Below are 26,386 nucleotides of genomic sequence, written 5' to 3'. Positions count from 1 at the left end.
ACACTCCTTATCTCATTGGCAAACCAGCGGCCCGATCAGCGGCACCTGTGCTTCGTTGATATCCAGATCGAACGTTGCCTGGCAGGTACGGCCCTCACCCACAGTGACTTGCAAGGTGTTGTGGGCCGCCAGGTTCTCCAGGTACACCAGGCCGTCCCAACCCACCACCGCCCGCGCGCCGGTTTGCTCGTGGCGCACCTGGCTGCCCAGGGGCAGCTCCTGATGCCGGGCATCCACCAGGGTGATACTGGCCGCGATCACCCGGCGCACCGGGAATTCCAGCAAATAGCCGCTGCCGCGACGCACCGCCACCCGCTGCTCGACATTCGGGGTCTGTACGGTGACCGGCAGGTTCAGCGGGTCGATTTCATATTTGCCGCGGTAATAAGCACTGCTCCACGGCACCAGCAGATGCCCGTTGCGGTCGGTTTCACCCACCAACTGGTTTTCATAAAGCACCGGCACCCCGGCATAGCCGTCGGTGCTCACCACCACAAACGCGTCATTCACCCGATTAGCTGCGAACACTTGCTTGTCCATCCACACCAGCGAGCCGCTGGCATCCGCCCAGCGGGTCTCGGCGTCGTTGCTGCCGTACACGCCTGCCTGCAATTGCACCGACTGCATGCGCCAGGTCAGGTCGGCCTGGCGATAAGCCGGCCCGTCGCCGCTGGCATACCCCAGGTTGTAGCCCACGCCGCCCTCGGACGGCACCGCCCGGCTGTAGTTGACCCGCTGGCGACTCTCGCCCGCCTGGCTGCGCTCGTTGCTCAGGGCCAGGCTGCCGTAGACGTCGAACGGAATCACCAACTGCGCCTGCATGGCCCAGTTGCTGTCACCGACCTCGCGGTTGGCCGACAGGTAGAAACTGGTGTTGCGCCACAGCTGTTTGCTCCAGGTGAGATTCATCAGCCGGGTGCGGGAGTCATCGGCCGCCTGCACATCGAAATAGCCGGCACCGATGCTGCCGAAATCGTTGAGGTTCAGGCTCAGGGTCACCTGCTCGCTGCGTTTGCTGAGGCTCGCATAAGGCGTGTCGACCAGGGTCAGGTCGGCGTACTGGTCGCGGCGCTCTACCCGTTGGTAAGACAGGCTGTAGCGCTGGTTGCTGTATTGATAACCGAAGCTCAGTTGCTGGCCGGTCTCGCCGTCAAACTGGCTTTGGCTGAGGGCCGTGTTGAGCACCCCGAAGTTGCCCAGCCGCACGTTGCCGCCGAGTCCGCCCAGGGTCAGGTCGCCTGCGGCTTCGGCATGGCTTTCCAGGGTGAAGTAGTCCGATACCCCGTAACGAAACGTGCCGCTGGCCACACCGGCGCCGTAGCCAAAATCCCGAAGGGTATAGTCCCGGCGCAAATTACCGGCCGCTACCGAAAAGTCCGACAGGCCTTTTTGCAATAACGTACTGGTGACGTAGAACGGCACCGTGGTTGAAACCTGCCGACCCAACGCATCGGTGGTGACCACCACCGCTTCGCCGGCACCGTTGATAAACGGCACGTTGGTCAAGGTGTACGGCCCTGGCTGCAGGTCGGCACTGCTGGATTTGTAGCCGTTGATAAACAGGTCCACCGACGACGGCACCGCCGCCTCCCCGGCAAACTGCGGCAAGGGGTAAGTCACCAGGTCCGGGCGTACGCCGAAGTCCCGCGACACCTGCACCCCGCCCAGGCGCACCGAACTGCTCCACGGCAACGCGCCGCTGATCACGTCGCCCGCCTCGTAGGTCAGCAGGCGTTCATCGTCGGAAAAGCGCCAGGTGGTGTCATAGCGCCGGTAGCCATTGTCCAGGGTACTGCCGCTGGTCTGGCCGCCAAAGGTGGCGCGGTACTGGCCGGTATTGGACAGCGTGCCCCACGTGTCGAACAGCCGCACTTCGTTGAAGATGCCCAGGTAAGTGCCCGCATCATCGGTGTCATTCAAGTAGGCGTCGTAGTTGAGCAACGCACCAAAACTGGTGAGAGCCTGGGTGCGCGGGTAGTTATCGCGATTGCCGATGAACTGCGCCGGCAACCATGCCGGCGGTACCGTCAACATGAGGCGCTGGCCCTGGCTGTCGTAATCGGTGTGCAGGTCGGGCACGTGGTCCAGTGCGACCTCGGTGGTGATGCCGGCCGGCAGTTTCATGCCGATATCCCGCAAGGTCGCCGCCGGCAAAAACAAGCCGCCGGCGCGTTGATCCACGGCGACCACCCGGCCGGTGTCCAATTGGTTGACCACCAGTTCGAGGAACAACTGTGCATCGGCAACAGCCTCCATGTTGCTGGGGGGCGGCGGCAGCGGCGCGGCCATGCAAAGCGGCGCAAGCGCCAGGCCAGACAGGCCTCCCATCACCCACACCGTTCGCCATCGACTACGAGCCCGATCTTGGCTCACCAAGGCATTGTGTCCATCAATGGACATCTCCATCCGTTAAGACCCAGGGCGACTCCATGCCCTATTCCATTGCGTCAGCGTCCCGGTGCAAGGTTCTCCAGTTGCGTTGCGCCATTGACCCGTACCTGCAACGGCTGGTCGCCCGCGACACCTTCGGGCACCGGCCAGCGCATGGTTGCGCCCGGCAGTACATAGCCCAGCAAGCCGTCCACCAGGGGCCGGGTTTGCCCGCCCTGCTTGAACGCCACATCGGTGAGCCGCGCATGCACCGCGCCCTGGTTGCGCATCTCCACATAGTTGCGCCCGCCCACCGTGACCTTCTTCCAGCTCAGGTCAGGTTTGCCCGCGCCCTTGGGGTCGCGCTGGCGGGTCGCGTCGTCCTTGCTCCACAGGCCTGCGCCGTAGGCGAACAAGGGCACCGAATAGCGCATTTGAAAGCGGATTGCGGCGGCCGTCTTGCCATCGGCGGCAGGTGTTTCAGGAACGGCGCCAGGAATTTCGTCGATGATGATCCGATACGCCAGCTCCTGGCCCGGCGGTACTTCGCGGGTGCGGGTCAGACGCACCAGTTGCTTCTGCCCCGGCTCGATCTTCGCCACCGGCGGGCTGCCAATCACGTCGCGCTGGTTCTGGTATTGCTCGTCGAAACCGCCCTGGCTCCAGGCAAATACCCGGATCTGCAAATTGGCGGTCTCCGTACCGCGGTTCTCCAACCACAAGGCGCTGGCCTGTTGATCGGCTTCCAGCACCGGATCGATGGGCCAGATCAGCACCGAGCTGGCGGCCTGGACCTGCCCGGCGCCCAATGCCACCAAGCCGATAAACCCCGCGACCCAATACCGCCGGGAAGCTGCACACATAGATTTCACTCCTCATGCCAATCGCCTTACCAGGACAGCTGCACCTGCAGCACGTCGCTGTACGTCCCCCCAGGCTGGTTACCCGGTAACACCACCCTGCCGTAAATCGGCAGGGTGATAGTGTTTGCGTTGCTATAGGCCACGCTGACGCTTTGACTGATCCCCAGGCTCTGGCTGAACGCCGCGTCACGAAACAGCTGATACGCCACTTGGGCACTGCCACTGTTGAGCTGCATGCGCCGGCCACTGACGTTGTGCAAGCCACCATCCACGGTCATGTTCAAGGTGACTCCCGGCGTGCACTGCAGCGTCACCCCGCCGCTCAGCGCCACCGACACCGTGCTGGTGGACAACGATGAATAGCTGCCGAACGCCAGGCTGCCGTAATTCGTGCCACCGCCCACCACCAGGCAGCCTGCGGCAATCGTCGCGCTGACCTGGATGGTCTGGGTAGTCACCGCCAGCAACGACAACGGCATCCCCCAACCTGCGATGACCGCCAGCCCCGCCCAGCAGGCCCGTTTCATGGCACTAGAACGTCAGTTGCACGGACACCGTATCGGTATAGGTACCGGCCGGCAGCCCCGCCTTGCCCACGGCCTGGCCGTAGATATTCACAGTTTGCGCAACGCCCGTGCTCGCGCCTACGTTGATGGTTCCGTTGATCGCCAGGAGCGTCGAATGCCCGGTATCGGTGTAGAAGTCATACGGCACATAGTTGGCAACGCCGTCGTACAGCGCCCGGGTGCCGCCGGTGGACTGGCCGTCATGGGAGCCGGCGCCCACGGTGATCACCGGCGAGGTGCCCGACGAGCACTGGATCGACAACGCCCCCCCGCCGCCGCCCAGCACTTGCCCGGACTGGGTGGTGAACTGGCTGTCGGTGGTGCCGAAATTGATCGTACCGAAGTTCAAACCGGTGGTACCGCCCACGCCGTTGACCAGGCAGCTGTTGGTCAGGATCAACGTGGAGCTGATCTGCCCGGTGACCGTGGTCGCCGCCTGGGCGCCCGACACCCACACCAGTGCGACTAATGGAAAAACTGCTTTCGATACAAGTGCATGCATGATGTCCATCCTCATGGTTTACCAATCCAGAGTCACCGTCAGGGTGTCTGTATAGATGCCGGCCGGTAGGGCCCTGGTATTCGCCACCACCGAGCCGAATACCGGGATCGGTACCTGTGTGCCCTTGGTCACGACGAAATTGCGTTGCTGGCCGATGCTGTAGGTGCTCCGGCCTGCGGGGTCGGCCGACAGCCGATACGGTATGGTTTGCCGGCCATTGCTCAGGCGCCGGGTGACGCCATCGCCATGGGCGCCACCGTCGATGGTGACGGTGAAACTGCTCACCACCGAAGGGTTGCAGGACACCGCCAGCGCGGCCTTGTCGCCATCGCTGATGCCGGCGCCCAGGCCCTTGTCCCACGTGGGCCCGTGGCTGCCGAAATCCAGCAAGGCCGAGCCGCCATCCGGGCTCACCGGCGCGCTTTCGGTGCCCTTGCTTACCTGGCAACTGGCGGTGATCACCAGCCGTGCATGAATCTGCCCGACCACCGCCGCCTGGGCGTCCTCGGCCAGCAGCAACAGGCCGCCCAGCGCGATGCAGGCCAGGGCGCGGCTTACCATGTCACCGTCACTTTGAGCAGGTCGGAATAACGCCCCACCGCCGGGATTTCCTTGAGCGGCTCGATGCGTCCGTAAAGTGGCAAGTCCACCGTGCCGGAGTCGGGCACGCGGCCGCTCACCGGCACGTCCACGGCCAAGGGGATGCGGCGCGCGGCGTCGGCATAAATTCGGTAGGGAATGAGTTTGATCGAAGGGGCGGCGGCGCCCAGGTAACGCACTTCGCCGACGCCGCCATGCAGGCCGCCGTCGACACGCATCTGATACGGCGTGTCCGGGTTGCACTCCAGGCGTGGCTGGCGCTGGCTGATCAACGCTGCACTCAACGGGCCTGCCGGGTCATCCAGGCGGGCGCCGCTGCCAAAATCCAGCACACCGAGCTGCTCGATGCCGGCCTCACGCGTGGTGCCGACCAACTGGCACCCCCGCTGCACGTCGATACGCACCTCAACCTGGAGCTGTGCACCATTCACCGTGTTGCAGAGCATCGCGCTCATGATTGCCAAGACTGCCTGTCCCTTCACGGCCCCAAATCCTTATACAGGGGTGACTACTGCGTATGAGGTTAGTCACTTGAAGAGAATCCGCCAGTCAGGTCATCCGTTTGGATCCGATCCAGCCATGCCTTTTCCAGATAGCTGGCGGTGTGCTTCCCTATTGGTCAAACCGCAACCGGCGCTCTAAAGTGAGCGACCACCAACATACAGAGTGACTGACATTGGCTGCTTTACCGCCCCTGCTCAAACGGTTGCTGGGTAAACCTGCGGCGACCGACACCGACCCCGGCATCGCGGCTTTTTTTCAAGGCAAGGCCCGGCAACAGGGCTACACCCTCAGCCCCAGCCAGTTGCAGGTCATCGAGGCCATGGCCCGGCAAACCGCGCACCTGCTGGCCGGGCGTCCCACCCGCAGCCTGTACCTGCACGGCGCCGTGGGCCGGGGCAAAAGCTGGCTGCTGGACGGGTTTTTCCAGGCACTGCCGATGGCCGAGAAGCAACGGGTGCACTTCCACGACTTTTTCGCCCGCCTGCACCAGGGGATGTTTACCCATCGCCAGCAGCGCGATGCCTTGGGCGTAACCCTGGATGAGCTGCTCGATGGCTGCCGCGTGCTGTGCTTCGACGAGTTTCATGTGCACGACATCGGCGACGCGATGCTGATCAGCCGCCTGTTCAAGGCGCTGTTCCGGCGCGGGGTGTGGGTGCTGGTGACCTCCAATTACCCGCCTGCCGGGTTGTTGCCAAATCCGTTGTACCACCAGCGATTCAAGCCGGTGATCGAGCTGATCAGTGCACGCATGGACGTGATGGAAGTCAGCGCGCCCCAGGATTATCGCGGCCTGGCCCAGGCCCATGGCGAGCAACGCTTTACGGCAGGCCAGTTCGTCTGGCCCGGCACACCTGCGCAACGCGAGGCCCTGTGCCTGCCGTCAGTGGATCACCCACCACTGAGCCTGGCGGTGGGTGCCCGGCAGTTGACTGCCCGCTGGCATCGGGGCCGCAGCATCGCCTTCACCTTCAGCGACCTGTGCGAACAACCGACCGCGGTCATGGACTACCTGCAACTGTGCCGCGACTATGACCATTGGATCATCGATGGCCTGCCGCATCTGGCGGAGTGCCCGATTGCCACCCAGCAACGTTTCATCAATCTGGTAGACGTGCTCTACGACCAGGATAAACACCTGGTGCTGATCGGCGAGCAGCCGCTGGAACAATCCCTCAGCGGCCAGGCCATCGACTTGGCCCGCACCGCCAGCCGCCTGGGGCAGTTGCAGAAGATCGGGCCGCAACCCGCTATCATGAGCGCCATTCACGCCCCTATTGCCGAGTGACGCGCCGTTCATGGATACCCTTGCCCAACTCAAGGCCGGTCAATTGGCCGGTATCAAGCGCCTGGACCTGTCCTGTGGACTGACGGAGTTCCCCCGGGAAATCTTCGACTTGGCCGACTCCCTGGAAATCCTCAACCTTTCCGGCAACACCCTCAGCAGCCTGCCGGATGACCTGCACCGTCTGCCGCATCTGCGCGTGCTGTTCTGTCCGGAAAACGCCTTTACCGAAGTGCCGCAATGCCTGGGTCAATGCGCGCAGTTGAGCATGATCAGCTTCAAGTCGAACCAGATCAGCAGCGTCCCGGCGGCGTCGCTGCCGCCCCTGCTGCGCTGGCTGATCCTCACCGATAACCGTATCGGCCAGTTGCCGAGGGAGCTGGGTGAACGGCCCTTGCTGCAAAAGCTGATGCTGGCCGGCAACCACCTGGAGCAGTTGCCGCAAAGCCTGGCCCAGTGCAAAAACCTCGAACTGATCCGCATCGCCTCCAACCGCCTGACCCGTCTGCCCGACTGGCTGCTGACCTTGCCGAGCCTGACCTGGCTGGCCTACGCCGGCAACCCGGTAGAGATGGCCGTGGAAGAGGCCCGGCATGACGCGACGCCAAACATTCCCTGGTCCGAGCTGGAATTGGGCGAAGTGCTGGGGGAAGGCGCTTCCGGGATCATCCGCAAAGCGTCCTGGACCCCGCCAAACGCGCCGGCCAAGGCGGTCGCGGTCAAACTCTATAAAGGCAGCATTACCAGCGACGGCTCGCCCCAGCACGAAATGCACGCCTGCATCGCCGCCGGACTGCATGCCAACCTGATCAAGGTAGAAGGCCGTGTCGTCGACCACCCGGAAGGCCAGGCGGCGCTGGTGATGCAATTGATCGAACCGAGCTACCGCAACCTCGCGGCCCTGCCGAGCCTGGCGTCGTGCACCCGGGATATCTACGAGCCCACCACCCGTTTCAGTGCGGACGTGGCGTTGCGCATGGCCCGGGGCATCGCTTCGGTGGCGGCGCACCTGCACGCGCAAGGCATCACCCACGGCGACCTGTACGGCCATAACATTCTGTGGAATGAAGCCGGTGAGTGTTTGCTGGGGGACTTTGGTGCCGCGTCGTTTCACGCCACGGTCGACAGCCAGGAAACCCGCGCATTGCAGCGTATAGAAGTGCGCGCGTTCGGCGTGTTGTTGGGGGAGTTGCTGGAAAGGATTGATACGGGGTTAAGCGAGGAAAAGCGCGTGGCACTGGAAGCCTTGCGGGATAACTGCTGCCAACCGGATGTGCTGGCCCGGCCTGGGTTCGAGGCAATCACACCCCTGTTGCAGTCTTCCAAACTCCGCTAAACCCAATGTGGGAGCGGGCTTGCTCGCGAATGCGGTGTGTCAGTCAATACATGCTTGGCTGGTACACCGTATTCGCGAGCAAGCCCGCTCCCACATTTGGACCGGGTTCACATCCGATTCGAATTAACCCGCCAACCCGACGAACATGTCCTGCACGTCATCATGGTTGTCCAAGCCTTCCAGGAAGGCTTCGACTTCAGCCATCTGCTCATCACTCAAACCGCTTACCGGGTTCTTCGCGATGTAACCCAGCTTGGCCGACAGCACGGTGAAACCCTGCTCCGGCAAGGCTTTCTGCACGGCGTCCAGGTCAGTGGTCTCGGTGATGAACAGGGTGGTGCCCTCTTCTTCGCCTTCTTCGAAATCCTGGGCACCGGCTTCAATCGCGGCCATTTCCGGATCGGCGTCCGGGCTGTCCGGCGAAGCTTCGATCAGGCCCACATGGTTGAAGTCCCAGGCCACAGAGCCCGAAGCACCCAGCTGCCCCTTGCGGAACGCCACACGGATTTCCGCCACGGTGCGGTTGATGTTGTCGGTCACGCATTCAACGATCAGCGGCACCTGGTGCGGGGCAAAACCTTCGTAGGTCACGCGGTGGTATTGCACGGTCTCACCGAGCAGACCGGCACCTTTCTTGATCGCGCGTTCCAGGGTTTCCTTGGGCATCGAGGCCTTTTTGGCCTGCTCCACCACCAGGCGCAAATGTGCGTTGGTGGCAGTGTCGGCACCGTTGCGGGCAGCAATGGTGATCTCTTTCACCAACTTGCCGAAGATCTTGCCCTTGGCATTGGATGCCGCTTCTTTATGTTTGACTTTCCACTGTGCGCCCATGACTCACTCTCTTCTGTCCATCGCGCCGAGACGTCTACTGGCCGGCGCTTTGGGGGCAGAGTTTATAGCGCTGAAACACTCTAATCCACCAAAAAACCGGCCATGCCCCTCAGGTCCGCAAGGGATTGATGGCGCGCTCACGGTCGGGCACGAAGTCGCCCACCTGCGCCAGCACCGCGGGCCTGGCGTTCCAGTACGGCATCAACACCAGCGAGGAAAACAGCGCGGCACCGGCAAACACAATGAACACCGTGACCGTGTCGAAGTAGCCCGGCAGCAAGCCCCCAAGGATCGCCCCCACTGAACCGCAGCCGTTGACGAACCCCGCCGCCGTCGCGCCGGCCTTGGCGGTGCCGAAGTCGATGGCGGCGGTGCTGCTGATCATCGAGTCCGGCCCGTACAGGGTCAGGCCCATCACAAACAGCAGCGCCATCACCAGCGCCACGCTGCCGGTGTGCAAGGCGCCCATGAACAACGCCAGGGCCACGGTCAGCGCCAACAGGCTGAGGACACAGGCCGGCATGCGCCGGGCGCCGAACAGTTTGTCGGACGCCATGCCGATCATGATCGGCCCCAGCAACCCCGCCAGCTCGAACGCCGTGGGCACAATCGCTGCACCGACCTTGCCCACCGACGGCATCTGCTCATACACAATCACCGGCCCCCACAACAGGATCGCGTAACGCGCCGGTTTCAACAGAAAGTACGCCAGCCCCAGGGTCAACACCGTACGGTTGCGCAAAATGGCACGCAGCGGCTCCAGCACACTGGCGTTCTTTTCAGCAGCCGTCTGTTCCGGCTCCGGTTCCACTGCCGGCAAGCCCACATCCTGAGGGGTGTTGCGCTGGAAAATGAAAAACAGCACCGCGACCACGAAGACCACTGCCGCACTGGAGATAAATGCCGCATGCCAGGTGCCGATCAGCGTATACGCCCACCATCCGGCAAACGGCGACGCCACCAGGCCGCCGAAGGCGTAGCACGAACTCCATAGCCCCAGCACCCGCCCACGCTGCTGCGCCGGGAAGAAACTGCCAAGGTTCTTGCACAGGCCCGACCAGCCGGTGGACTGGGCCAGGCCCTGGATCAACATGCACGTGACAAAGATCGGCAAGGTGGCAAACGTGCCCATCACCAGGGCGGCGGCGGCGGAAATCAGCAACCCGCCGAGTACCACCACACGCGGCCCGAAACGGTCGGCGAGCATGCCCCAAGTGAACTGGCCAACGGCGTAGGCCGCGAGGTAGATGCCATCCAGGTTGGCCATCATCATCTTGTCCAGCGGGAAACTCGGGTCGTCGCCGATCCCCAGCTTGGCCACCGAAAAGGCTTTGCGGGTGAAGTAGAAGGCCGCGTACGCCAGCCAGGTGATGGCAAAAATCTGCACGCGCCAACGCTTGATGTGACTCAAGGGAGTATTCATGGTGGTTCTGACCTCGGGTGTGAGTGTGCCGGCAGAATGAAAAGCAAACGCCTGTATTTTTATTGTTGAGCACTGCAGTACCGGCGCTTGGAGGGGCGCGGTATTGGTCAGATGAGTCCCGCTGGTAAGCACGCAGAAGACCCATGGCCGCCGAAGGTGTAGGACTCGACCTACGGCGACTGGGGCTATCAAAGCAATGGCTGACTAATAGGTAAAATCGATTTATCGTATTTCAAATATAAGCTGAGCTTGTAAGAGGATTCGCGATGTCGGTGTCCCACGCCCAACTCAAAGCCTTCCATGCGGTGGCCGTGCACGGCAGCTTTACCCACGCCGCCGAGCGCTTGTTCCTCAGCCAGCCGGCCATTTCCGACCAGGTGCGCAAACTCGAAGAACGCTTCGGCGTGCTGCTGTTTCATCGCAATAAACGCTCGGTGCGGTTGACCGACCTTGGCGAGCGCCTGTTGAGCATCACCCAGCGCCTGTTTGCGGTCGCGGCGGAGGCCGAAGAGCTGTTGCAGGATTCCCGAGCCTTGCAAACCGGCACCCTGACACTCGCGGTGGATGCGCCCGTGCATGTGCTGCCGCAGATCGCGCGCTTTTGCCAGCTGTACCCGGGCATCAGCGTAAAGATCGAAACCGGCAACACCGATGAATCGCTGTTTCGCCTCTACAACTACCAGGCCGACCTCGCGCTGCTGGGGCGCGATGTGGACGACGAGCGGCTGCTGTCACTGCCGCTGCCCGATGATCAATTGCTCGCGTTTGTCGCCCGCAACCATCCGTGGGCAGGCCGTGAGTCGATCTGCCTGGCGGACCTGGATGATACGCCGCTGGTGTTGCGGGAAATCGGCTCGGTGACCCGCCAGACCCTGGAGCAGGAAATGCACCAGGCCGGGCTGCGGATTCGCCCGGCGATCCAGGTGGAAGGCCGCGAAGCCGCGCGGGAAGCGGTGGTGGTGGGGATTGGCGTGGGGGTGGTGTCGGCTGCGGAGTTTGGGGCCGATTCGCGGGTGTATGCGATGCCGATCCGTGACTGTACGCAGCGGATGAAGGAAACACTGGTGTGCTTGAAGGAGCAGAGTTCGCGGCGGGTGGTGGCGACTTTTCTGGAGATTGTGCGGGAGAGTTTGCGGTGAATTTGAGGGCCCCTTCGCGAGCAAGCCCGCTCCCACATTCGACCTCATTCCATCGGTAGAACTCGGTCAACTGTGGGAGCGGGCTTGCTCGCGAAAGGGCCAACTAGACCTTGAGCCAACACCCTCTAAGGCGCCAACTCGAAAAACGCCTGAATCAACCGCAACTCCCGCCGCCGCTCCATGCACCCGATCACATGCCGGTTCACCAGCCCCTCACCCTGGATCGGAATCGCATGCACCCGCGGGTCCCGACTGACCTCCATCGACGACACCACCCCAACCCCCAATTCCGCCGCCACTGCTTCCGTCACCGCCTCACGGCTGTCCAGCTCCAGCAACACCTTGGGCTGCACCCCGGCCTGTGCGCAGGCATCGTCAAAGGTGCGCCGGGTGATCGAGCTGGGCTCACGCAACACCATGATCACCTGGTCCAACTGCTCCAGCCGAATCCCCGCAGGCTCCGCCAACCACGGATGCCCGGCAGGCACCAACGCGCAAATCCGGGACTCGATCAACGGCTGCAAATGCAAACCCTTGCGCGGTTCCACCTCCGTCAACACCGCCACATCGGCGCGTTCCGACAACAGCGCCGCGAGGGTTTCCTGAGCGTTGCCGAGGCGCAAATTGACGGTAATCCCCGGATACCGCTGCCGCAGGCTGGCCAGCATCGGCATGACCATGTGCGGCCCGTCCGCCGCTACTTCCAGGCGCCCGGTAAGCAATTGCCGGTTGGCCTCCAGCAAGGTCTGCGCCTCCTCCACCAGGCCGAAGATCGCCCGGGTGATCGCCGCGAGTTTGGTGCCCTCCTCGGTCAACTCCACCCGCCGCGCGGTACGCCGCAGCAGGGCAATCTGGTAGTGCTCCTCCAGCGCCTTGATATGCCCGGTCACCGCCGGCTGGCTGATGAACAGGCGCTCGGCCGCCCGGGTAAAACTGCCCTCGCGGGCCACCGCATCAAACGCACGCAGTTGAAACAGGTTCATAGCTATCGGCCTCACTGATAGCTCGCATAACAACAAACAATTTGATTGATGACAAGCCAAACTGCAATTTAGGCGCCGTAAGTTCATCCCATTGTTTTGTGAGGACACACGAATGAGCACTGCCGCGCCGATCCTGCTGACCCCCGGGCCCTTGACCACCTCGGCCCGCACCCGCCAGGCCATGATGGTTGACTGGGGTTCATGGGATGACCGCTTCAACCAACTGACCGCCAGCCTCTGTGAGCAGCTGCTGGTGATCGTCAACGGCACCGCCAGCCACCATTGCGTGCCGTTGCAAGGCAGCGGCACCTTTGCCGTGGAAGCGGCCATCGGCACCCTCGTGCCACGGGACGGCAAGGTGCTGGTGCTGATCAACGGCGCCTACGGCAAACGCCTGGCGAAGATTTGCGAAGTGCTCGGCCGCGAGTTCAGTACCTTTGAAACCGCCGAAGACGAACCCACCACCGCCGCCGACGTCGACCGCCTGCTGCACGCCGACAAGGGCATCACCCACGTCGCACTGATCCATTGCGAAACCAGCACCGGGATTCTCAACCCGCTGCCCGAGATCGCCCAGGTCATCGCACGCCACGGCAAGCGCCTGATCATCGACGCCATGAGTTCCTTCGGCGCGCTGCCGATCGACGCCCGCGAGGTGCCATTCGACGCACTGATCGCCGCCTCCGGCAAGTGCCTGGAAGGCGTACCGGGGATGGGTTTTGTGTTCGCTGAAAAGCAGGCGCTGGCCGCTGCCCAAGGCAACAGCCATTCCCTGGCGATGGACCTGTTCGACCAGCACAGCTACATGGCCAAGACCGGCCAGTGGCGCTTCACCCCGCCAACCCATGTGGTGGCGGCGCTGCACGAAGCGCTGCTGCAATACAACGAAGAAGGCGGCCTGCCCGCCCGGCACCAGCGCTACGCCAACAACTGCCAGGCGCTGCTGGATGGCATGGCCGAGCTGGGCCTGCGCAGCTTCCTGCCTGCCGCGATCCAGGCACCGATCATCGTCACCTTCCATGCGCCGAAAGACCCGCGCTACCAGTTCAAAGAGTTCTACGAACGGGTCAAGGCCAAGGGTTTCATTCTGTATCCGGGCAAATTGACCCAGGTGGAAACCTTCCGCGTGGGCTGCATTGGCCACGTAAACCAGGCCGAGATGCAAGCCGCCGTCGCCGCGGTGGCCGAGGTGCTGCAAGAAATGAACGTGCTCGACATATAAAACTGAATTTCCCCCCTGTAGGAGCGAGCTTGCTCGCGAAAAACCCGAGGGCGCCGCGCTCATCCAGCATGCCAGCGTCATCGTTAACGACCTTCGCGAGCAAGCGCACGCCTACATAAATCCCCTTTAAACAGGATCTGAACCATGAACTACGCAAACCCCACCCAGCTTCAAGCCGCGATCCTCGACTGGGCCGGTACCGTGGTCGATTTCGGCTCGTTCGCCCCCACGCAGATTTTTGTCGAAGCCTTCGCTGAATTCGACGTGCAGGTTTCCATCGAAGAAGCCCGTGGCCCGATGGGCATGGGCAAGTGGGACCACATCCGCACCCTGTGTGACCAGCCGCAAGTGGCCGAGCGCTATCGCAAGGCCTTTGGCCGCACACCGACTGACGATGACGTGACCGCCATCTACCAGCACTTCATGCCGCTGCAGATCGAGAAAATCGCCGAGCACTCGGCGTTGATCCCCGGCGCCCTGGAGACCATCGCCAACCTGCGCCAGCAAGGGATCAAGATCGGCTCGTGCTCCGGCTACCCCAAGCAGGTGATGGACAAGGTGGTCGAACTGGCCGCCACCAACGGCTACGTCGCCGACCACGTGGTCGCCACCGACGAAGTACCTAACGGCCGCCCATGGCCAGCCCAGGCCCTGGCCAACGTGATCGCCCTCGGGATTGATGATGTGGCGGCCTGCGTGAAGATCGACGACACCGTGCCGGGCATTCTCGAAGGCCGTCGCGCCGGAATGTGGACCGTGGCGCTGACCTGTTCGGGCAACGCCCTGGGCCTGACCTACGAGCAGTTCCGCGCCCTGGACGCCGGCACACTCGCCAGCGAACGCACGCGCATCGAGGCCATGTTCGAAGGCTCGCGCCCGCACTACATGATCGACACCATCACCGACCTGCCTGCGGTGATCGCCGACATCAACCAGCGCCTGGCACGGGGTGAAATGCCGCAGGGCAACTGATCGAGATCAAAAGATCGCCTATACACCCTCCTCTCGCGGGCAAACCTCGTAAAACAGGCTTACATTGAAAGGACTCCGTCGCAAAGAACGGAGGTTTGCCCTGATGAGTGAGGAAGAAAGCGATGCCCTGGAAAAATTCCGATACGCGTTACAGCACCATGTCGATTGCGTTGCACTGGCTGATGGTGGTGCTGCTGGCGGTGGTCTACGCCTGCATTGAGTTACGCGGGCAGTTTCCCAAAGGCAGCGGCGCACGGACGTTGATCGTGGAAATGCACTTCATGTTCGGCCTGACGGTGTTTGTGCTGGTGTGGCTACGGTTGTTCGCCCGCAGCCTGGGGGTGGCGCCGAAGATCGTGCCGGCCCCGCCGCAATGGCAATCCTTCCTGGCCACCCTGATGCACATGGCGCTGTATGCCTTGATGATCGGCATGCCCATCGCCGGCTGGCTGATCGTCAGCGCCGAGGGGCATTCGGTGATGTTCTACGGCATCGAGCTGCCACCGCTGATTGCCGAAAACAAGGCGTTGGCCAAGGAGATTGAAAGCTGGCATGTGCTGTTCGGCAAGGTCGGTTACTGGCTGATCGGGCTGCATGCGTTGGCCGGGTTGGCCCATCACTATGTGCTGCGCGACAACACTGCGTTGCGGATGATGCCCGGCAAGAGAGGGAACCTTCAGTAACCGTGGGAGCTGTCGAGCCTCAGCGAGGCTGCGATGGGATCACCGCGCAGTACCTGCCAGACCGCAGCGCCTGCAGCGCAGCCTCGCTAAAGCTCGACAGCTCCTACAGGGAATCCCCGGCGGCCTTGCAGGCCACCGGTGTGGACGAAGATCAGGCGGGTGCTGGGGGGAAATCTCCCGGCTTCAATCTGCTGCTTCAACGCCAATAACGCCTTGCCGGTGTACAGCGGCTCCAGGGGCAGGCCACAGGCTTGCTCCGTGGTGTCGATAAAGGCCAGCAACTCGGGATCAACCTTGGCAAAGCCGCCCCGGCTGGCCTCCAGCAATTCATAACCCTCCTGCACAAGCGTGTGTACCTGCTGCGCCACGCCGTGGTCGTCGGGCACTGCCAGCGCACCATATACCGGATGCGCGCCCGCCTCGGCCAGCACCAATCCCGCCAGGGTGGTGCCGGTGCCTGTTGCCAGCCACCAACCGTGATAGTCCGCCCAGCCCAGGCCGCCTAACTGCGCCTGCGCCTGACTGACCAGCACTCCACAGCCCAAGGCACCGGCCACGCCACCACCGCCTTCAGGCACCGGGTGCAGGTGCGGATACTGCTCGCGCCAGGGCAGCCAGAAGTCCGGCTCATTGCGCGCGCGATAGCCGCCATACCCCAGCCAATGCAGTTGCATGCCGAAGGCCTTGAGGTCGAGCACCGTGGGCGTGTCTTGAGGATGGCCACGCAGCAAGCCAACGGTAGGAAAGCCGAAGCGTTTCCCGGCCGCCGCCAGTGCATGCAAATGATTGGAGTAAGCCCCGCCCAGGCTGATGATCCCGCTGGCACCCGCCGCCCGGCCTTGCGCCAGGTGTTCGGTGAGCTTGAACCACTTGTTGCCGCTGATCAGCGGGTCGATGCGATCCAGGCGCAGCACGGCCACTTCCACCGACCCCATCCAGTCCAGCTTCAGGGGTTCAAGGGGCGCGTGGGGAAGCCAGTCGAAAGGACCCATAAGGGCGGTTCTGCACAAGAAAAGGGGCGCTAGTCTACCACCGCCCCTTTTGCGTGTTTACAGCTCGGCCGCCAGGCGCGAACCCTGGTTGATGGCGCGCTTGGCATCCAGCTCGGCCGCCACGTCCGCGCCGCCGATCAGGTGCACGTTCTGCCCGGCTGCGACCAGGCCATCCTGCAGTTCCCGCAGCGGGTCCTGGCCGGCACAGATGACGATATTGTCCACCGCCAGCACCTGCGGTTCACCCTCGGCGCCAATGCGGATATGCAGGCCTTCGTCATCGATCTTCAGGTACTCGACGCTGTTGAGCATCTGCACCTGTTTGTTCTTCAGACCGGTGCGATGAATCCAGCCGGTGGTCTTGCCCAGGCCGTCGCCGACCTTGGACGTCTTGCGCTGCAGCAGGAACACTTCACGCGCCGGCGCATGGCGCTCGGGCTTGATCCCGGCCACACCGCCGCGGGCTTCAAGCTGGGTGTCGATGCCCCACTCTTTCCAGAACGCCTCGCGGTCCAGGCTGGTGGACACGCCCTGATGCACGAGGAATTCCGACACGTCAAACCCGATACCGCCGGCACCGATCACCGCCACGCGATGGCCCACCGGCTTGCGCTCCAGGATCACGTCCAGGTAGCTCAGCACCTTGGCATTTTCCACGCCCGGGATAGCCGGCGTGCGCGGCGCGATGCCGGTGGCGAGAATGATCTCGTCGTAGCCGCCCGCAACGAGCTGCTCAATGTCGACCCGAGTGTTCAGGCACAGCTCGACATGGGTGGTCTGCAACTTGCGTTTGAAGTAGCGCAGGGTCTCGAAAAACTCTTCTTTGCCCGGCACGCGCTTGGCGATGTTGAACTGGCCGCCGATCTCGCTGGCCGAATCAAACAGCGTCACTTGATGCCCGCGCTCGGCGGCAACGGTGGCGGCCGCCAGGCCCGCAGGACCGGCACCCACCACAGCGATTTTCTTGATCTGCTTGACCGGCAGGTAGTTGAGCTCGGTCTCGTAGCACGCACGCGGGTTGACCAGGCAGGTGGTCAGCTTGCCGCCGAAGGTGTGGTCCAGGCACGCCTGGTTGCAGCCGATGCAGGTGTTGATTTCATCGGCGCGGCCTTCGGCGGCCTTGTTGACGAAGTCCGGGTCGGCGAGGAATGGGCGGGCCATCGAGACCATATCGGCATCGCCTTCGGCCAGGATTTGCTCGGCAATTTCCGGGGTGTTGATCCGGTTGGTGGTGATCAACGGAATCTGCACCGCCCCACGCAACTTCGCGGTGACCTTGCTGAACGCGCCGCGCGGCACCTTGGTGGCGATGGTCGGGATGCGCGCTTCGTGCCAGCCGATGCCGGTGTTGATGATCGTTGCACCCGCCTGCTCGATGGCCTTGGCCAACTGCACGATTTCTTCCCAGGTGCTGCCGCCTTCCACCAGGTCGAGCATCGACAGGCGGAAGATAATGATGAAGTTCGGACCTACGGCTTCCCGCACCCGGCGCACGATTTCTACCGGCAGGCGCATGCGGTTTTCGTAGCTGCCACCCCAACGGTCGGTGCGGTGGTTGGTGTGGGCCGCGAGGAACTGGTTAACGAAGTAGCCTTCGGAGCCCATGATTTCCACGCCGTCGTACTCGGCGACCTGGGCCAGCAGCGAGCAGGTGACGAAATCGCTGATCTGCTTTTCGATGCCTTCTTCGTCCAGCTCTTTGGGCTTGAACGGGTTGATCGGCGCCTGGATCGCGCTTGGCGCGACCTGTTTCGGGCTATAGGCATAACGCCCGGCGTGGAGGATCTGCATGCAGATCTTGCCGCCGGCCTCGTGCACCGCTTTCGTGACGATCTTGTGCTTCTGCGCTTCTTCGTCGGTGGTCAGCTTGGCCGCACCGCCATACACCCCGCCTTCATCGTTCGGGCCAATGCCGCCGGTGACCATCAGGCCCACGCCGCCACGGGCGCGCTCGGCAAAATAAGCCGCCATGCGCTCAAAGCCGCCGGGTTTCTCTTCAAGGCCGGTGTGCATCGAGCCCATCAGGGTGCGGTTACGCAGGGTGGTGAAACCCAGGTCCAACGGGGCCAGCAGGTGCGGGTAGGCAGCAGCGGTCATGGTACAGCTCCACAACGGATCATCACGGGACGTGGAGCGCTCGAATGGCACTCCATCGGTTTATGTCCCACAGACTAAGAGGCTGCCGGTTGCCGCTCAATGACTGTAACTGACAAGTTATTGATCCAAATGCGCAGCGCCCCTTGGCAACCGCGTACATGAGCCCTACCCTAGGTACCGAACCCTGCACCCGGTCCGTTGTCTTTTTCCCATGCGTAAACTTCTTGGATTCACCCTCATCATGGCCCTGGTCGCCGCCGTTTCCGCCTATCTGGTCTGGACCCAGGAGCGCCCCGTGGGCCATTACCTGTCCGACCTGCGGATCAACCTGGCCGTCGACCAAGGCGTGCCCGCCGACCGCGGCAACCTGCTGGGCATCCAGCCGGAACTGTTCCCCGCCGACTACCAGAGCCTGGAACGCCTGCACCTGAAGCTGGCGGCCTATCTGCAAAAGGCCCGCGACCAGGGCTTGATCAACGACAAGACCATCGTGGTGCTGCCGGAACATATCGGCACCTGGCTGATGGTCAGCGGCGAAAAGAACGAGCTGTATCAGGCCACCAACCTCAAGGAAGCGATGAACTGGCTGTCGGCGAGCAACCCCTTGTTGTTCCTGCGGGCACTGATCAGCGCCAAGGGTGATGATCGCATCGACGACGCCTACCTGCGCATGAAAGCCCCGGCCATGGCCCGCGACTATCAAGTGCTGTTCGGCGGCCTGGCCAAGGAATTCGGCGTGACCCTGGTGGCCGGCTCCATTGCCCTGCCCAACCCGAGCGTCAGCCAGGGCCAATTGCAGATCGGCCACGGCGCGCTGTACAACACCAGCGTGGTATTCGATCGTGATGGCTTGGCAGTCGGCCAGCCGCAACGCCAGCTGTACCCGATTTTCGATGAGCGCGGTTTTATTGAGCCGGGCGACGAAAACAGCGTCAGCGTGGTCGACACCCCGGCCGGGCGCCTGGGCATCCTGATCGGCAGCGACAGTTGGTATCCGGACAATTACCGCAAGCTCAACGAACAAGGCGCCCAGTTGGTGGCCGTCCCGGCCTTCGTGATTGGGCGCGAGACCTGGGACAAGCCGTGGCGCGGCTTCAAAAGCGTGTCGACGCCGCCGGAAATCAGCCTCAAGCCCGAAGAACTCAGCGAAGGCGAAGCCTGGCACCGCCTGACCCTGATCAGCCAACAACCCATCAGCCAGGCCACCGCCGGCATGAGCGTGTTCCTGCGCGGGCAGTTCTTTGACATGGGCAGCGCCGGGCAAAGCTTCCTCAGCAGCAACGGCCAGGTGTTCGCCGACGGCAATACCCGTGGCGCGCGCCTGCTGAACGTGTGGCTGTAACACGATGAAACCGGTGCGGCTTGGGGATTTGTCGGTGGGCTTCGTCCACACCTTGGCCGATGCGATCCACAGCCATGGCCTGGACCCGCAACCGTTGCTGCTGCAATACGGCCTCGACTCGGCCCGCTTGGCCGAGGCCGGTGCACGCTTGTCGATCCCGCGCTATATGCGCCTGGGCCACGCCGCTATCCAGCTGACCGGCGACCCTAGCCTGGGCCTGCGCATGGGCCAGCTCAGCCGCTTGAGCCAGGCCGGCCTCGCCGGTGTCACCGCCGCCCAGGCCCCCACCGTGCGCGAAGCCGCCCGCACCCTGACACGCTTCGAAGCGTTGTACGGCTCCAACTATCGTGGCCAGTCGAGCTTTCACGAGGACACGGATGGCGCCTGGTTGCGCTTCTATTCCATCAGCCCCTACAACGCCTACAACCGCTTTGTGGTGGACTCGATCATCGCCGGGTGGCTGCATCAGTTGTCGAGCCTGAGCCTGCAACCGGTGCAGGCGCAACGCATCGAAATCGAATTCGAAGCACCGGACTACAGCGAGCGCTACAGCGTGCTGGGGGACTGCCCGGTCCAGTTTGGCGCCGAGCACAACCAACTGCGCCTGAGCCAGCAAACCCTGGCCATGCGCAACCCGGAACATTGCCCGAGTACCTGGCAATTACTGGTGCAATTGTGTGAACGGGAACTGGAGCAGTTGACGCGCACCCGCAGCCTGCGCGAGCGCATTACCCGGTTGCTCGGGCCGATGCTCAATGGTGGCCGGGAACCCGACCTGGAAGAAGTGGCGTCACGCTTGAAACTGCCGACCTGGACCTTGCGGCGCAAGCTGGCGGAAGAAGGGACTCAGTTCCGGGCGATTCTCAATGACACTCGCCGCGACCTGGCCATGACCTACATTCGCGATACCGAACTGGCGTTCGGTGAAATTGCCTATTTGCTCGGCTTTGCTTCAGCAGAAGCCTTTCAACGCGCCTTCAAACGCTGGAACAGCCAGACCCCAGGGGAATTTCGCCGCAGTCAGCGGCATTCCGCCTGACGTCTGTCTTACAGCTCGGTGGCATCATCGGTCGGATCCAGCGGATCCAGTTCAAAGGCCTGGTACTCCAACAGTTCTTCCTGGTAATCGTCCATGGTTGACTCCTTGTTTTATGAAAAGGGGTTGCTTAATGACCTGCACAACCAGCCTAAAGTGCCGCCATGACGAAAAAATGTCCGTGGCATGACGTTCCTGCACTTCAAGATTAAACGTAGCAGTGTTGGGTTGATTTAGCCGGATGAATTTTAGATGCAACTGCAATCATTGCAATTGCAATTACAAGCGGAATTCCATTAGGGTATGGGCACCCGTTGCCAAGCGACCCTGCTCATGACTGCCAGCACCGAACGCTCTGCCCTGATCTGTATCGACGCCCTGAATGCAATGCAGCAGCCCCGCTGCTCGCCCCTGTATAGCGTGATGACCATGGCCAACACCCTGGAGTCCAGCCGGCAGGCGTGGGTGATTCGCGGCCAGTCGCGCTCGTGCCGGGCGATGAGCTGGCCCACCTGGTTTGCGCGCAACACCGGGGAAAAGCCTATGTTGTACCTGCACACGGCCGCCTCATCGGCGCAGCTGCGCGCATTGTCCAGCGAGACCCGCCAGCGGGGCATCTTGTGCAACGACAATGAAACCCGACCTTCCCCTTCATTGCCCTTGTGGTTGGCCAGCAATCCCCACTGCACACCTTATGACCCGGCCTCCGGCGAGGAAGCCCGGGCGATTGTGCTGGCGGGTTTGCAGGCGCTGTATGTCGACGGCGAGCCGGGGTTTTATTACCTGGCACTGCACGATCAACACGACGGGCCAGGGCTGAGCCCGCAGGATCGTGACCATGCGCTCAGGGGCATGTACCGGGTCCGGCGCTCATACACGAGTGAATTGAGGGTGCGGTTGCTGGGTGCGGGTCGAGCGTTTGAAGAAGTCGTGCACGCCGCGAAGTTGCTCGAAACGGACTGGAACGTCGCGGCGCAGCTGTGGAGCTGCCCCAGCTACACACGGCTGGCCCGCGAGGCGGAGGCGGCGCAACGCTGGAATCGCCTGCACCCGTTGGCACCGAAGCGCAGTTGTCATCTACGGGAGTGTATGGCCGGGAATGCCACGCCGGTAATCGCCGTCACCGGCTATCCGCAGCCGATCGTTGATCAGTTGGCGGGGTATGTGGATGCGCGGTTTGTGGCGTTGGGCGCGGGCTCGGTGGAAACGTCACCACCCAGTCGATATTGGATAGCGGTGCTGGCATTGAAGGCTTTGGCGGACGACGGCCTTATCGAAGTAGAACAGGTAGAAGCCGCCCTGCATCGATATCACCTGAAATGACGATCTGTCATCCATCACAGATCAAATGTGGGAGCGGGCTTGCTCGCGAAGGCGGTGTATCTGCTGATATTCCTTTTGCTGACACACCGCTTTCGCGAGCAAGCCCGCTCCCACACTGGATCGTCGTCGCCTTGAGTCTTTGCTTCAGGGCTTACGCCGCCCACGGGTCTGCACGCCCGCCTCCATCGCCAGCCCCGCCGTGCGTTCCAGCGCCTCGGCAAAGCCCCGACGCTGCTCGCTGTCGAGCTGCGACAGAAACAACTCATCCACGCTGCTTTCGTAGATTTTCCACATCTTTTTGCGCAACACCCGGCCCGCGTCGGTGATTGAGACAAAGGCTGCACGCCCATCACCGTCGGAGCGCGAACGCACCACGAGGCCGTCCTTTTCCAAACGGTCCACCAAGCGCGTCAGGTTGTAGCGCTCGATGGCCAGTACATCGGCCAATTCGTGCATGCGCCGGGTGCCATCGGGGCCACTTTCCAGGCCCCACAAAGCGTCGTACCAGGCATACGGCGGCAAACCGGCATCGGCCAGGCGCCGTTCGATTTCACGGATGACCGTCCTGTGGGCCCGAACAAAACGGAACCAGACATCAGGCTCTTTCGACGACATGTAACACCAATCCGGGGAATTTCAAGAAGGTTGCAATAGTAGCTCATCCCGCGCTAGATTCAGTCATGTAGTTGCAATTGCAACTACATTCGCAAAGCTCCCACAAGGAGCCCACACGCTGAAACCCGTCCACCCTGGAGCCTGACATGACCCCGAACACTGCAGTACGCCTCGACGACGATCCACAGGAAACCCGCGAATGGCTGGAGTCCATCGAATCGGTGCTGACCACCGAAGGCCGCCCGCGTGCGCATTACCTGATTGATCAGTTGCTGGATTTCGACGTGGCGCGGCATGGCGACTTCTACGGGCGGGTGACCACGCCCTACGTCAACACCATCCCGGTAGACCGCCAGTTGCCCTACCCCGGCAACCTGGCCACCGAGCGCCGGCTGAATGCGTTTATCCGCTGGAACGCGATGGCCATGGTGCTGCGCGCCGGCAAACATTCCGGCGTGGGTGGGCATATCGCGACCTACGCGTCGGCTGCCGTGCTGTATGACGTAGGCTTCGACCACTTCTTCCGTGGCCGAACTGACAGCTTCGATGGCGACCTGGTGTACATCCAGGGCCACTCGGCACCGGGCATTTACGGGCGGGCGTACCTCGAAGGCCGAATCAGCGAAGCGCAACTGGACAACTTTCGTCGGGAGGCCGGTGGCGACGGTTTATCGTCCTATCCACACCCTCGCCTCATGCCGGACTTCTGGCAGTTTCCTACGGTGTCCATGGGTCTCGGACCGATTACCGCCGCCTACCAGGCGCGCTTCATGCGCTACCTCGAGTTCCGCGACCTCAAGCAACACCAGGGCCGCAAGGTGTGGGCGTTCCTCGGTGATGGCGAGATGGATCAGCCGGAATCCCTGGCAGCCATTTCCCTGGCCGGGCGCGAGAAACTCGACAACCTGATCTTCGTGGTCAACTGCAACCTGCAACGCCTCGATGGCCCGGTGCGCGGCAATGCCAAGGTGATCCAGGAATTCGAAAGCCTGTACCGCGCCGCCGGCTGGAACGTGATCAAGGTGATCTGGGGCGGCGGCTGGGATACGTTGCTGGAAAAGGACAAAAGCGGCTTGCTGCGCCAGCGCATGATGGAATGTGTGGACGGCGACTATCAGAACTACAAATCGCAAAACGGCGCCTACGTGCGGGAACACTTCTTCGGCAAATACCCGGAGTTGCTGGCGCTGGTGGCGGACATGTCCGACGACGATATCTGGAAACTCTCACGGGGCGGCCATGACCCGGACAAGGTCTACAACGCCTACGCCGCCGCCGTCCGCCACAGCGGCCAGCCTACGGTGATCCTCGCGAAAACCGTCAAGGGCTTCGGCATGGGCGAGGCCGGCGAAGGCCAGAACATCAACCACCAGTTGAAAAAGATGGGCGCTGAAGCCGTCAAAGCCTTCCGCGACCGCTTCGGGCTGGAAGTGGCCGACGATCAACTGGCCGAAATCCCGTACCTCAAACCGGCCGCCGACAGCGAAGAAGCACGCTATTTCGCGGCTCGCCGCCAGTCGCTGGGGGGTTACGTACCGGCTCGCCACATCGCGGTCGAGTCGTTGAAGATCCCCGAACTGGAAGCCTTTGCCACCCAACTCAAGGACACTGGCGAGCGCGCGATTTCCACCACCATGGCCTTCGTGCGCATCCTCGGCACGCTGCTCAAGGACCCGAACCTGGGCAAGTTGATCGTGCCCATCGTGCCGGACGAGTCCCGCACCTTCGGCATGGAAAGCCTGTTCCGCCAGATCGGCATTCACTCCGCCGTCGGCCAGCTCTACACCCCACAGGATGCCGGCCAGCTGTCCTACTACAAGGAGAGCAAAGACGGACAGATCATGCAGGAAGGCCTGAATGAATCCGGCGCCATTTCCTCGTGGATTGCCGCGAGTACGTCCTACGCCAACCACGGGTTGATGACCGTGCCGTTCTACATCTTCTATTCGATGTTCGGCTTCCAGCGAGTGGGCGACCTGGCCTGGGCCGCGGGCGATGCGCGGGCGCGGGGCTTCCTGCTGGGGGCGACCGCCGGACGCACCACACTGATGGGCGAAGGCCTGCAGCATGACGATGGCCATAGCCATGTGCTGTCGTCGGTGATCCCGTGCTGCATTTCCTACGACCCGACCTTTGCCTTCGAGCTGGCAGTGATCATTCGCGAGGGCATGCGCCGGATGTATGTCGAGCAAGAGGACATCTACTACTACATCACCCTGCTCAACGAAAACTACCCGCACCCGGCGATGCCCGACGGTGTCGAGGGTGGGATTCTCAAGGGCATGTATCGGTTGAAGGCGGCTGAAGACACCGTGCAACCACGGGTACAGCTGATGGGCAGCGGTTCGATCCTGCGGGAAGTCATCGCCGCTGCTGATTTGCTGCGGGATGACTTCGCCGTGGCCAGCGACGTGTGGAGCGTCACCAGCCTCACCGAGCTGCGCCGGGAAGGCCATGCCGTGGAACGCTGGAACCTGCTGCACCCGGAAAGCGAACCGCGTACCAGCTATGTCGAGCAGTGCCTTGAGGGCCAGGCCGGGCCCGTGGTGGTCGCCACCGACTACATGAAAATCTTTGCCGACCAGATCCGCCCGTTCGTGCCAGGTCGGCGCTTTGTAGCGCTGGGCACTGATGGCTTCGGGCAATCGGATACCCGCGAAACCTTGCGCGAGTTCTTTGAGGTGGACCGTTACTTCATTGCACTGGCGGCCTTGAAGGCGCTGGCGGATGACGGCCTGATCAGCCGCGCCAAGGTGGCGGAGGCGATCAGCCGCTACGGGATCAACGTCGACAAGGCCAACCCCGTAGCGGTGTAGTTACTGCGCAGGCGTCGGCAGGGGCGGAATCGCTTCGGTCGGTGCCGGCAGCGTCGGGGTGGTTGCCTCTGGCGCTGGTGCCGGGGTTTCCTTGGGAGCAATCGGCGCTGGTTCTGCCGGCGGTACAACCGGCTCCGATGCCGCAGGCTCCACCGCTGGCGTCACCGGGGCCGCCGGTGTGGCTGGTGCGTCTTTCGGCACTTCTTTCGGGGATTCCTTAGGCGCCTCAACCTTATCGGCCGCCGGAGCTGCCTTTGGTTCCGGAATGCCCAGGTCAGCCTTGGGCTTCTCTGGAATGTGCGCAGCCTTTTTCACTTCCTGGGGCAGGAAAACATCCACCAGCGCGAAATAACGCTCATAGAACTTTGGCGCAGACACCGTCTCGCTGGCCACCTTGACCATCGAATCATCGGTGGAGCCAATCGGCATCGACACCGAGCCCAACACACCCACACCGAGACTGGCGGAGTTGTTGACCTTCTTCAGCGCGTAGCGGTCCTGCAAGGCGTTGGCGAACATCGTCGAGTGATGATTACCACTGCCATCGTCGGCACAGACCACGTTGAAGCTGATCTGCAGGTGAGTTTCGCCGGTCTGCTGGAAGCTCTTGTTACCCGCCACCAGCTTTGGATCGCTGCTGGTAATGATGTAACCCTGGCTCAACAGCGCACGCCGCGCCGCTTCGCAGGCCGCGGTGTCACTGACCGGGTAATCACGGGAAAACGTACCGGAGTCGTCGAAATTCTCATGTTCATAAATAGCGGTCTTGGGTGACGAGCAGCCCGCAGCGCCCGCCAGCACCAGCGCCAACCCGAGGCTACGCAAGTGAAATGATGTCGACATCGAAAATCCTGAAGAAAACAGTCAGGGCGGTATTGTGCAACAG

At 62.6% G+C, this 26,386-nt stretch carries 23 protein-coding genes; 10 read left to right on the top strand and 13 right to left on the bottom strand.

Features of this window, described 5'->3' with window-relative positions; genetic code table 11:
- Positions 1-12 precede the first annotated feature (12 nt).
- The 6 genes from ACUN0G_RS23965 to ACUN0G_RS23940 form a co-directional block, all read right to left on the bottom strand.
- The gene (locus tag ACUN0G_RS23965; RefSeq protein WP_445574446.1) at positions 13-2,328 is read right to left on the bottom strand and encodes a fimbria/pilus outer membrane usher protein; all 2,316 of its coding nucleotides are present in this window, start codon (positions 2,326-2,328) and stop codon (positions 13-15) included.
- A 119-nt stretch (positions 2,329-2,447) separates the two neighbouring features.
- Positions 2,448-3,233: a fimbrial biogenesis chaperone gene (locus ACUN0G_RS23960; protein WP_445574445.1), complete on the bottom strand. Its 786-nt coding sequence runs from the start codon at positions 3,231-3,233 to the stop codon at positions 2,448-2,450.
- A gap of 26 nt (positions 3,234-3,259) precedes the next feature.
- Positions 3,260-3,760: a Csu type fimbrial protein gene (locus ACUN0G_RS23955; RefSeq protein ID WP_445574444.1), complete on the bottom strand. Its 501-nt coding sequence runs from the start codon at positions 3,758-3,760 to the stop codon at positions 3,260-3,262.
- Between the two features lie 4 nt (positions 3,761-3,764).
- Positions 3,765-4,301: a Csu type fimbrial protein gene (locus tag ACUN0G_RS23950; RefSeq protein WP_421524906.1), complete on the bottom strand. Its 537-nt coding sequence runs from the start codon at positions 4,299-4,301 to the stop codon at positions 3,765-3,767.
- Positions 4,302-4,319: 18 nt separating this feature from the next.
- Positions 4,320-4,862 carry a Csu type fimbrial protein gene (locus ACUN0G_RS23945; RefSeq protein WP_445574443.1) on the bottom strand — a complete coding sequence of 181 codons (543 nt, stop codon included), beginning with the start codon at positions 4,860-4,862 and terminating at the stop codon, positions 4,320-4,322.
- Positions 4,856-5,356: a Csu type fimbrial protein gene (locus tag ACUN0G_RS23940; protein WP_445575589.1), complete on the bottom strand. Its 501-nt coding sequence runs from the start codon at positions 5,354-5,356 to the stop codon at positions 4,856-4,858. Before ACUN0G_RS23940 ends, ACUN0G_RS23945 begins: the two co-directional genes overlap by 7 nt.
- A 221-nt stretch (positions 5,357-5,577) precedes the next feature.
- Here ACUN0G_RS23940 and zapE point away from each other — a divergent pair, with 221 nt between their 5' ends.
- On the top strand, positions 5,578-6,693 hold the full coding sequence (zapE, locus tag ACUN0G_RS23935; protein ID WP_445574442.1) for a cell division protein ZapE: 1,116 nt from the start codon (positions 5,578-5,580) through the stop codon (positions 6,691-6,693).
- Positions 6,694-6,703: 10 nt separating this feature from the next.
- Entirely contained in the window at positions 6,704-8,026 is a 1,323-nt protein-coding gene (locus ACUN0G_RS23930) for a leucine-rich repeat-containing protein kinase family protein (protein WP_445574441.1), read from the top strand.
- 123 nt (positions 8,027-8,149) lie between these two features.
- Here ACUN0G_RS23930 and ACUN0G_RS23925 read toward each other — a convergent pair whose 3' ends face one another.
- Both ACUN0G_RS23925 and ACUN0G_RS23920 read right to left on the bottom strand, forming a co-directional pair.
- The gene (locus ACUN0G_RS23925; protein ID WP_008431478.1) at positions 8,150-8,857 is read right to left on the bottom strand and encodes a YebC/PmpR family DNA-binding transcriptional regulator; all 708 of its coding nucleotides are present in this window, start codon (positions 8,855-8,857) and stop codon (positions 8,150-8,152) included.
- Positions 8,858-8,966: 109 nt separating this feature from the next.
- Entirely contained in the window at positions 8,967-10,280 is a 1,314-nt protein-coding gene (locus ACUN0G_RS23920; protein WP_445574440.1) for an MFS transporter, read from the bottom strand.
- A gap of 266 nt (positions 10,281-10,546) precedes the next feature.
- Between ACUN0G_RS23920 and ACUN0G_RS23915 the strand changes: the two genes are divergently transcribed.
- On the top strand, positions 10,547-11,419 hold the full coding sequence (locus tag ACUN0G_RS23915) for a LysR substrate-binding domain-containing protein (RefSeq protein WP_003212428.1): 873 nt from the start codon (positions 10,547-10,549) through the stop codon (positions 11,417-11,419).
- Positions 11,420-11,544: 125 nt separating this feature from the next.
- Here ACUN0G_RS23915 and ACUN0G_RS23910 read toward each other — a convergent pair whose 3' ends face one another.
- Complete coding sequence (locus ACUN0G_RS23910; RefSeq protein WP_093208012.1) at positions 11,545-12,402, bottom strand: LysR substrate-binding domain-containing protein; 858 nt, start codon at positions 12,400-12,402, stop codon at positions 11,545-11,547.
- Positions 12,403-12,514: 112 nt separating this feature from the next.
- On the opposite strand from ACUN0G_RS23910, the gene ACUN0G_RS23905 reads away from it, so the two are divergent.
- From ACUN0G_RS23905 to ACUN0G_RS23895, 3 genes are all read left to right on the top strand, one after another.
- Positions 12,515-13,624 (top strand): 2-aminoethylphosphonate--pyruvate transaminase, encoded by a 1,110-nt coding sequence (locus ACUN0G_RS23905; RefSeq protein WP_258346878.1) that lies wholly within the window; start codon positions 12,515-12,517, stop codon positions 13,622-13,624.
- Between the two features lie 144 nt (positions 13,625-13,768).
- Positions 13,769-14,596: a phosphonoacetaldehyde hydrolase gene (gene phnX / locus ACUN0G_RS23900; protein ID WP_445574439.1), complete on the top strand. Its 828-nt coding sequence runs from the start codon at positions 13,769-13,771 to the stop codon at positions 14,594-14,596.
- A gap of 122 nt (positions 14,597-14,718) precedes the next feature.
- Entirely contained in the window at positions 14,719-15,279 is a 561-nt protein-coding gene (locus ACUN0G_RS23895; RefSeq protein ID WP_178903537.1) for a cytochrome b, read from the top strand.
- An 86-nt stretch (positions 15,280-15,365) separates the two neighbouring features.
- Here ACUN0G_RS23895 and ACUN0G_RS23890 read toward each other — a convergent pair whose 3' ends face one another.
- Together ACUN0G_RS23890 and ACUN0G_RS23885 are read right to left on the bottom strand one after the other, a co-directional pair.
- Complete coding sequence (locus tag ACUN0G_RS23890) at positions 15,366-16,271, bottom strand: 1-aminocyclopropane-1-carboxylate deaminase/D-cysteine desulfhydrase (protein ID WP_445574438.1); 906 nt, start codon at positions 16,269-16,271, stop codon at positions 15,366-15,368.
- A 57-nt stretch (positions 16,272-16,328) separates the two neighbouring features.
- Positions 16,329-18,368 (bottom strand): oxidoreductase, encoded by a 2,040-nt coding sequence (locus ACUN0G_RS23885; RefSeq protein WP_445574437.1) that lies wholly within the window; start codon positions 18,366-18,368, stop codon positions 16,329-16,331.
- 211 nt (positions 18,369-18,579) lie between these two features.
- On the opposite strand from ACUN0G_RS23885, the gene ACUN0G_RS23880 reads away from it, so the two are divergent.
- The 3 genes from ACUN0G_RS23880 (at position 18,580) to ACUN0G_RS23870 (ending at position 22,069) form a co-directional block, all read left to right on the top strand.
- The gene (locus ACUN0G_RS23880; RefSeq protein ID WP_445574436.1) at positions 18,580-19,710 is read left to right on the top strand and encodes a carbon-nitrogen hydrolase family protein; all 1,131 of its coding nucleotides are present in this window, start codon (positions 18,580-18,582) and stop codon (positions 19,708-19,710) included.
- 4 nt (positions 19,711-19,714) lie between these two features.
- A complete protein-coding gene (locus ACUN0G_RS23875; protein ID WP_445574435.1) occupies positions 19,715-20,749 on the top strand; it encodes an AraC family transcriptional regulator in 1,035 nt (344 codons plus the stop codon).
- A 300-nt stretch (positions 20,750-21,049) separates the two neighbouring features.
- Positions 21,050-22,069 carry a transketolase-like TK C-terminal-containing protein gene (locus tag ACUN0G_RS23870; protein ID WP_445574434.1) on the top strand — a complete coding sequence of 340 codons (1,020 nt, stop codon included), beginning with the start codon at positions 21,050-21,052 and terminating at the stop codon, positions 22,067-22,069.
- 144 nt (positions 22,070-22,213) lie between these two features.
- Here ACUN0G_RS23870 and ACUN0G_RS23865 read toward each other — a convergent pair whose 3' ends face one another.
- Positions 22,214-22,684 carry a MarR family winged helix-turn-helix transcriptional regulator gene (locus tag ACUN0G_RS23865; protein WP_177036805.1) on the bottom strand — a complete coding sequence of 157 codons (471 nt, stop codon included), beginning with the start codon at positions 22,682-22,684 and terminating at the stop codon, positions 22,214-22,216.
- A gap of 146 nt (positions 22,685-22,830) precedes the next feature.
- Here ACUN0G_RS23865 and aceE point away from each other — a divergent pair, with 146 nt between their 5' ends.
- Entirely contained in the window at positions 22,831-25,500 is a 2,670-nt protein-coding gene (gene aceE, locus ACUN0G_RS23860) for a pyruvate dehydrogenase (acetyl-transferring), homodimeric type (RefSeq protein WP_445574433.1), read from the top strand.
- On the opposite strand, the gene ACUN0G_RS23855 is transcribed toward aceE, so the two are convergent.
- Positions 25,501-26,343, bottom strand: coding sequence for a DUF2242 domain-containing protein (locus ACUN0G_RS23855; RefSeq protein WP_421524891.1), 843 nt, complete (start codon positions 26,341-26,343; stop codon positions 25,501-25,503).
- Positions 26,344-26,386: the final 43 nt, after the last annotated feature.

The organism is Pseudomonas sp. 32A (assembly GCF_052682255.1).
Note: the sequence above shows the minus strand (reverse complement) of the source record. Positions and strands in the feature narration are given on the sequence as shown.

What these genes read in the sequence shown, in the direction of transcription:
- ACUN0G_RS23965 (WP_445574446.1), bottom strand. Translation starts at nt 2,328, where the DNA reads ATGGGAGGCCTGTCTGGCCTGGCGCTTGCGCCGCTTTGCATGGCCGCG.
- ACUN0G_RS23960 (WP_445574445.1), bottom strand. Translation starts at nt 3,233, where the DNA reads ATGTGTGCAGCTTCCCGGCGGTATTGGGTCGCGGGGTTTATCGGCTTG.
- ACUN0G_RS23955 (WP_445574444.1), bottom strand. Translation starts at nt 3,760, where the DNA reads ATGAAACGGGCCTGCTGGGCGGGGCTGGCGGTCATCGCAGGTTGGGGG.
- ACUN0G_RS23950 (WP_421524906.1), bottom strand. Translation starts at nt 4,301, where the DNA reads ATGCATGCACTTGTATCGAAAGCAGTTTTTCCATTAGTCGCACTGGTG.
- ACUN0G_RS23945 (WP_445574443.1), bottom strand. Translation starts at nt 4,862, where the DNA reads ATGGTAAGCCGCGCCCTGGCCTGCATCGCGCTGGGCGGCCTGTTGCTG.
- ACUN0G_RS23940 (WP_445575589.1), bottom strand. Translation starts at nt 5,356, where the DNA reads ATGAGCGCGATGCTCTGCAACACGGTGAATGGTGCACAGCTCCAGGTT.
- ACUN0G_RS23930 (WP_445574441.1), top strand. Translation starts at nt 6,704, where the DNA reads ATGGATACCCTTGCCCAACTCAAGGCCGGTCAATTGGCCGGTATCAAG.
- ACUN0G_RS23925 (WP_008431478.1), bottom strand. Translation starts at nt 8,857, where the DNA reads ATGGGCGCACAGTGGAAAGTCAAACATAAAGAAGCGGCATCCAATGCC.
- ACUN0G_RS23920 (WP_445574440.1), bottom strand. Translation starts at nt 10,280, where the DNA reads ATGAATACTCCCTTGAGTCACATCAAGCGTTGGCGCGTGCAGATTTTT.
- ACUN0G_RS23915 (WP_003212428.1), top strand. Translation starts at nt 10,547, where the DNA reads ATGTCGGTGTCCCACGCCCAACTCAAAGCCTTCCATGCGGTGGCCGTG.
- ACUN0G_RS23910 (WP_093208012.1), bottom strand. Translation starts at nt 12,402, where the DNA reads ATGAACCTGTTTCAACTGCGTGCGTTTGATGCGGTGGCCCGCGAGGGC.
- ACUN0G_RS23905 (WP_258346878.1), top strand. Translation starts at nt 12,515, where the DNA reads ATGAGCACTGCCGCGCCGATCCTGCTGACCCCCGGGCCCTTGACCACC.
- phnX (WP_445574439.1), top strand. Translation starts at nt 13,769, where the DNA reads ATGAACTACGCAAACCCCACCCAGCTTCAAGCCGCGATCCTCGACTGG.
- ACUN0G_RS23895 (WP_178903537.1), top strand. Translation starts at nt 14,719, where the DNA reads ATGCCCTGGAAAAATTCCGATACGCGTTACAGCACCATGTCGATTGCG.
- ACUN0G_RS23890 (WP_445574438.1), bottom strand. Translation starts at nt 16,271, where the DNA reads ATGGGTCCTTTCGACTGGCTTCCCCACGCGCCCCTTGAACCCCTGAAG.
- ACUN0G_RS23885 (WP_445574437.1), bottom strand. Translation starts at nt 18,368, where the DNA reads ATGACCGCTGCTGCCTACCCGCACCTGCTGGCCCCGTTGGACCTGGGT.
- ACUN0G_RS23880 (WP_445574436.1), top strand. Translation starts at nt 18,580, where the DNA reads ATGCGTAAACTTCTTGGATTCACCCTCATCATGGCCCTGGTCGCCGCC.
- ACUN0G_RS23875 (WP_445574435.1), top strand. Translation starts at nt 19,715, where the DNA reads ATGAAACCGGTGCGGCTTGGGGATTTGTCGGTGGGCTTCGTCCACACC.
- ACUN0G_RS23870 (WP_445574434.1), top strand. Translation starts at nt 21,050, where the DNA reads ATGGGCACCCGTTGCCAAGCGACCCTGCTCATGACTGCCAGCACCGAA.
- ACUN0G_RS23865 (WP_177036805.1), bottom strand. Translation starts at nt 22,684, where the DNA reads ATGTCGTCGAAAGAGCCTGATGTCTGGTTCCGTTTTGTTCGGGCCCAC.
- aceE (WP_445574433.1), top strand. Translation starts at nt 22,831, where the DNA reads ATGACCCCGAACACTGCAGTACGCCTCGACGACGATCCACAGGAAACC.
- ACUN0G_RS23855 (WP_421524891.1), bottom strand. Translation starts at nt 26,343, where the DNA reads ATGTCGACATCATTTCACTTGCGTAGCCTCGGGTTGGCGCTGGTGCTG.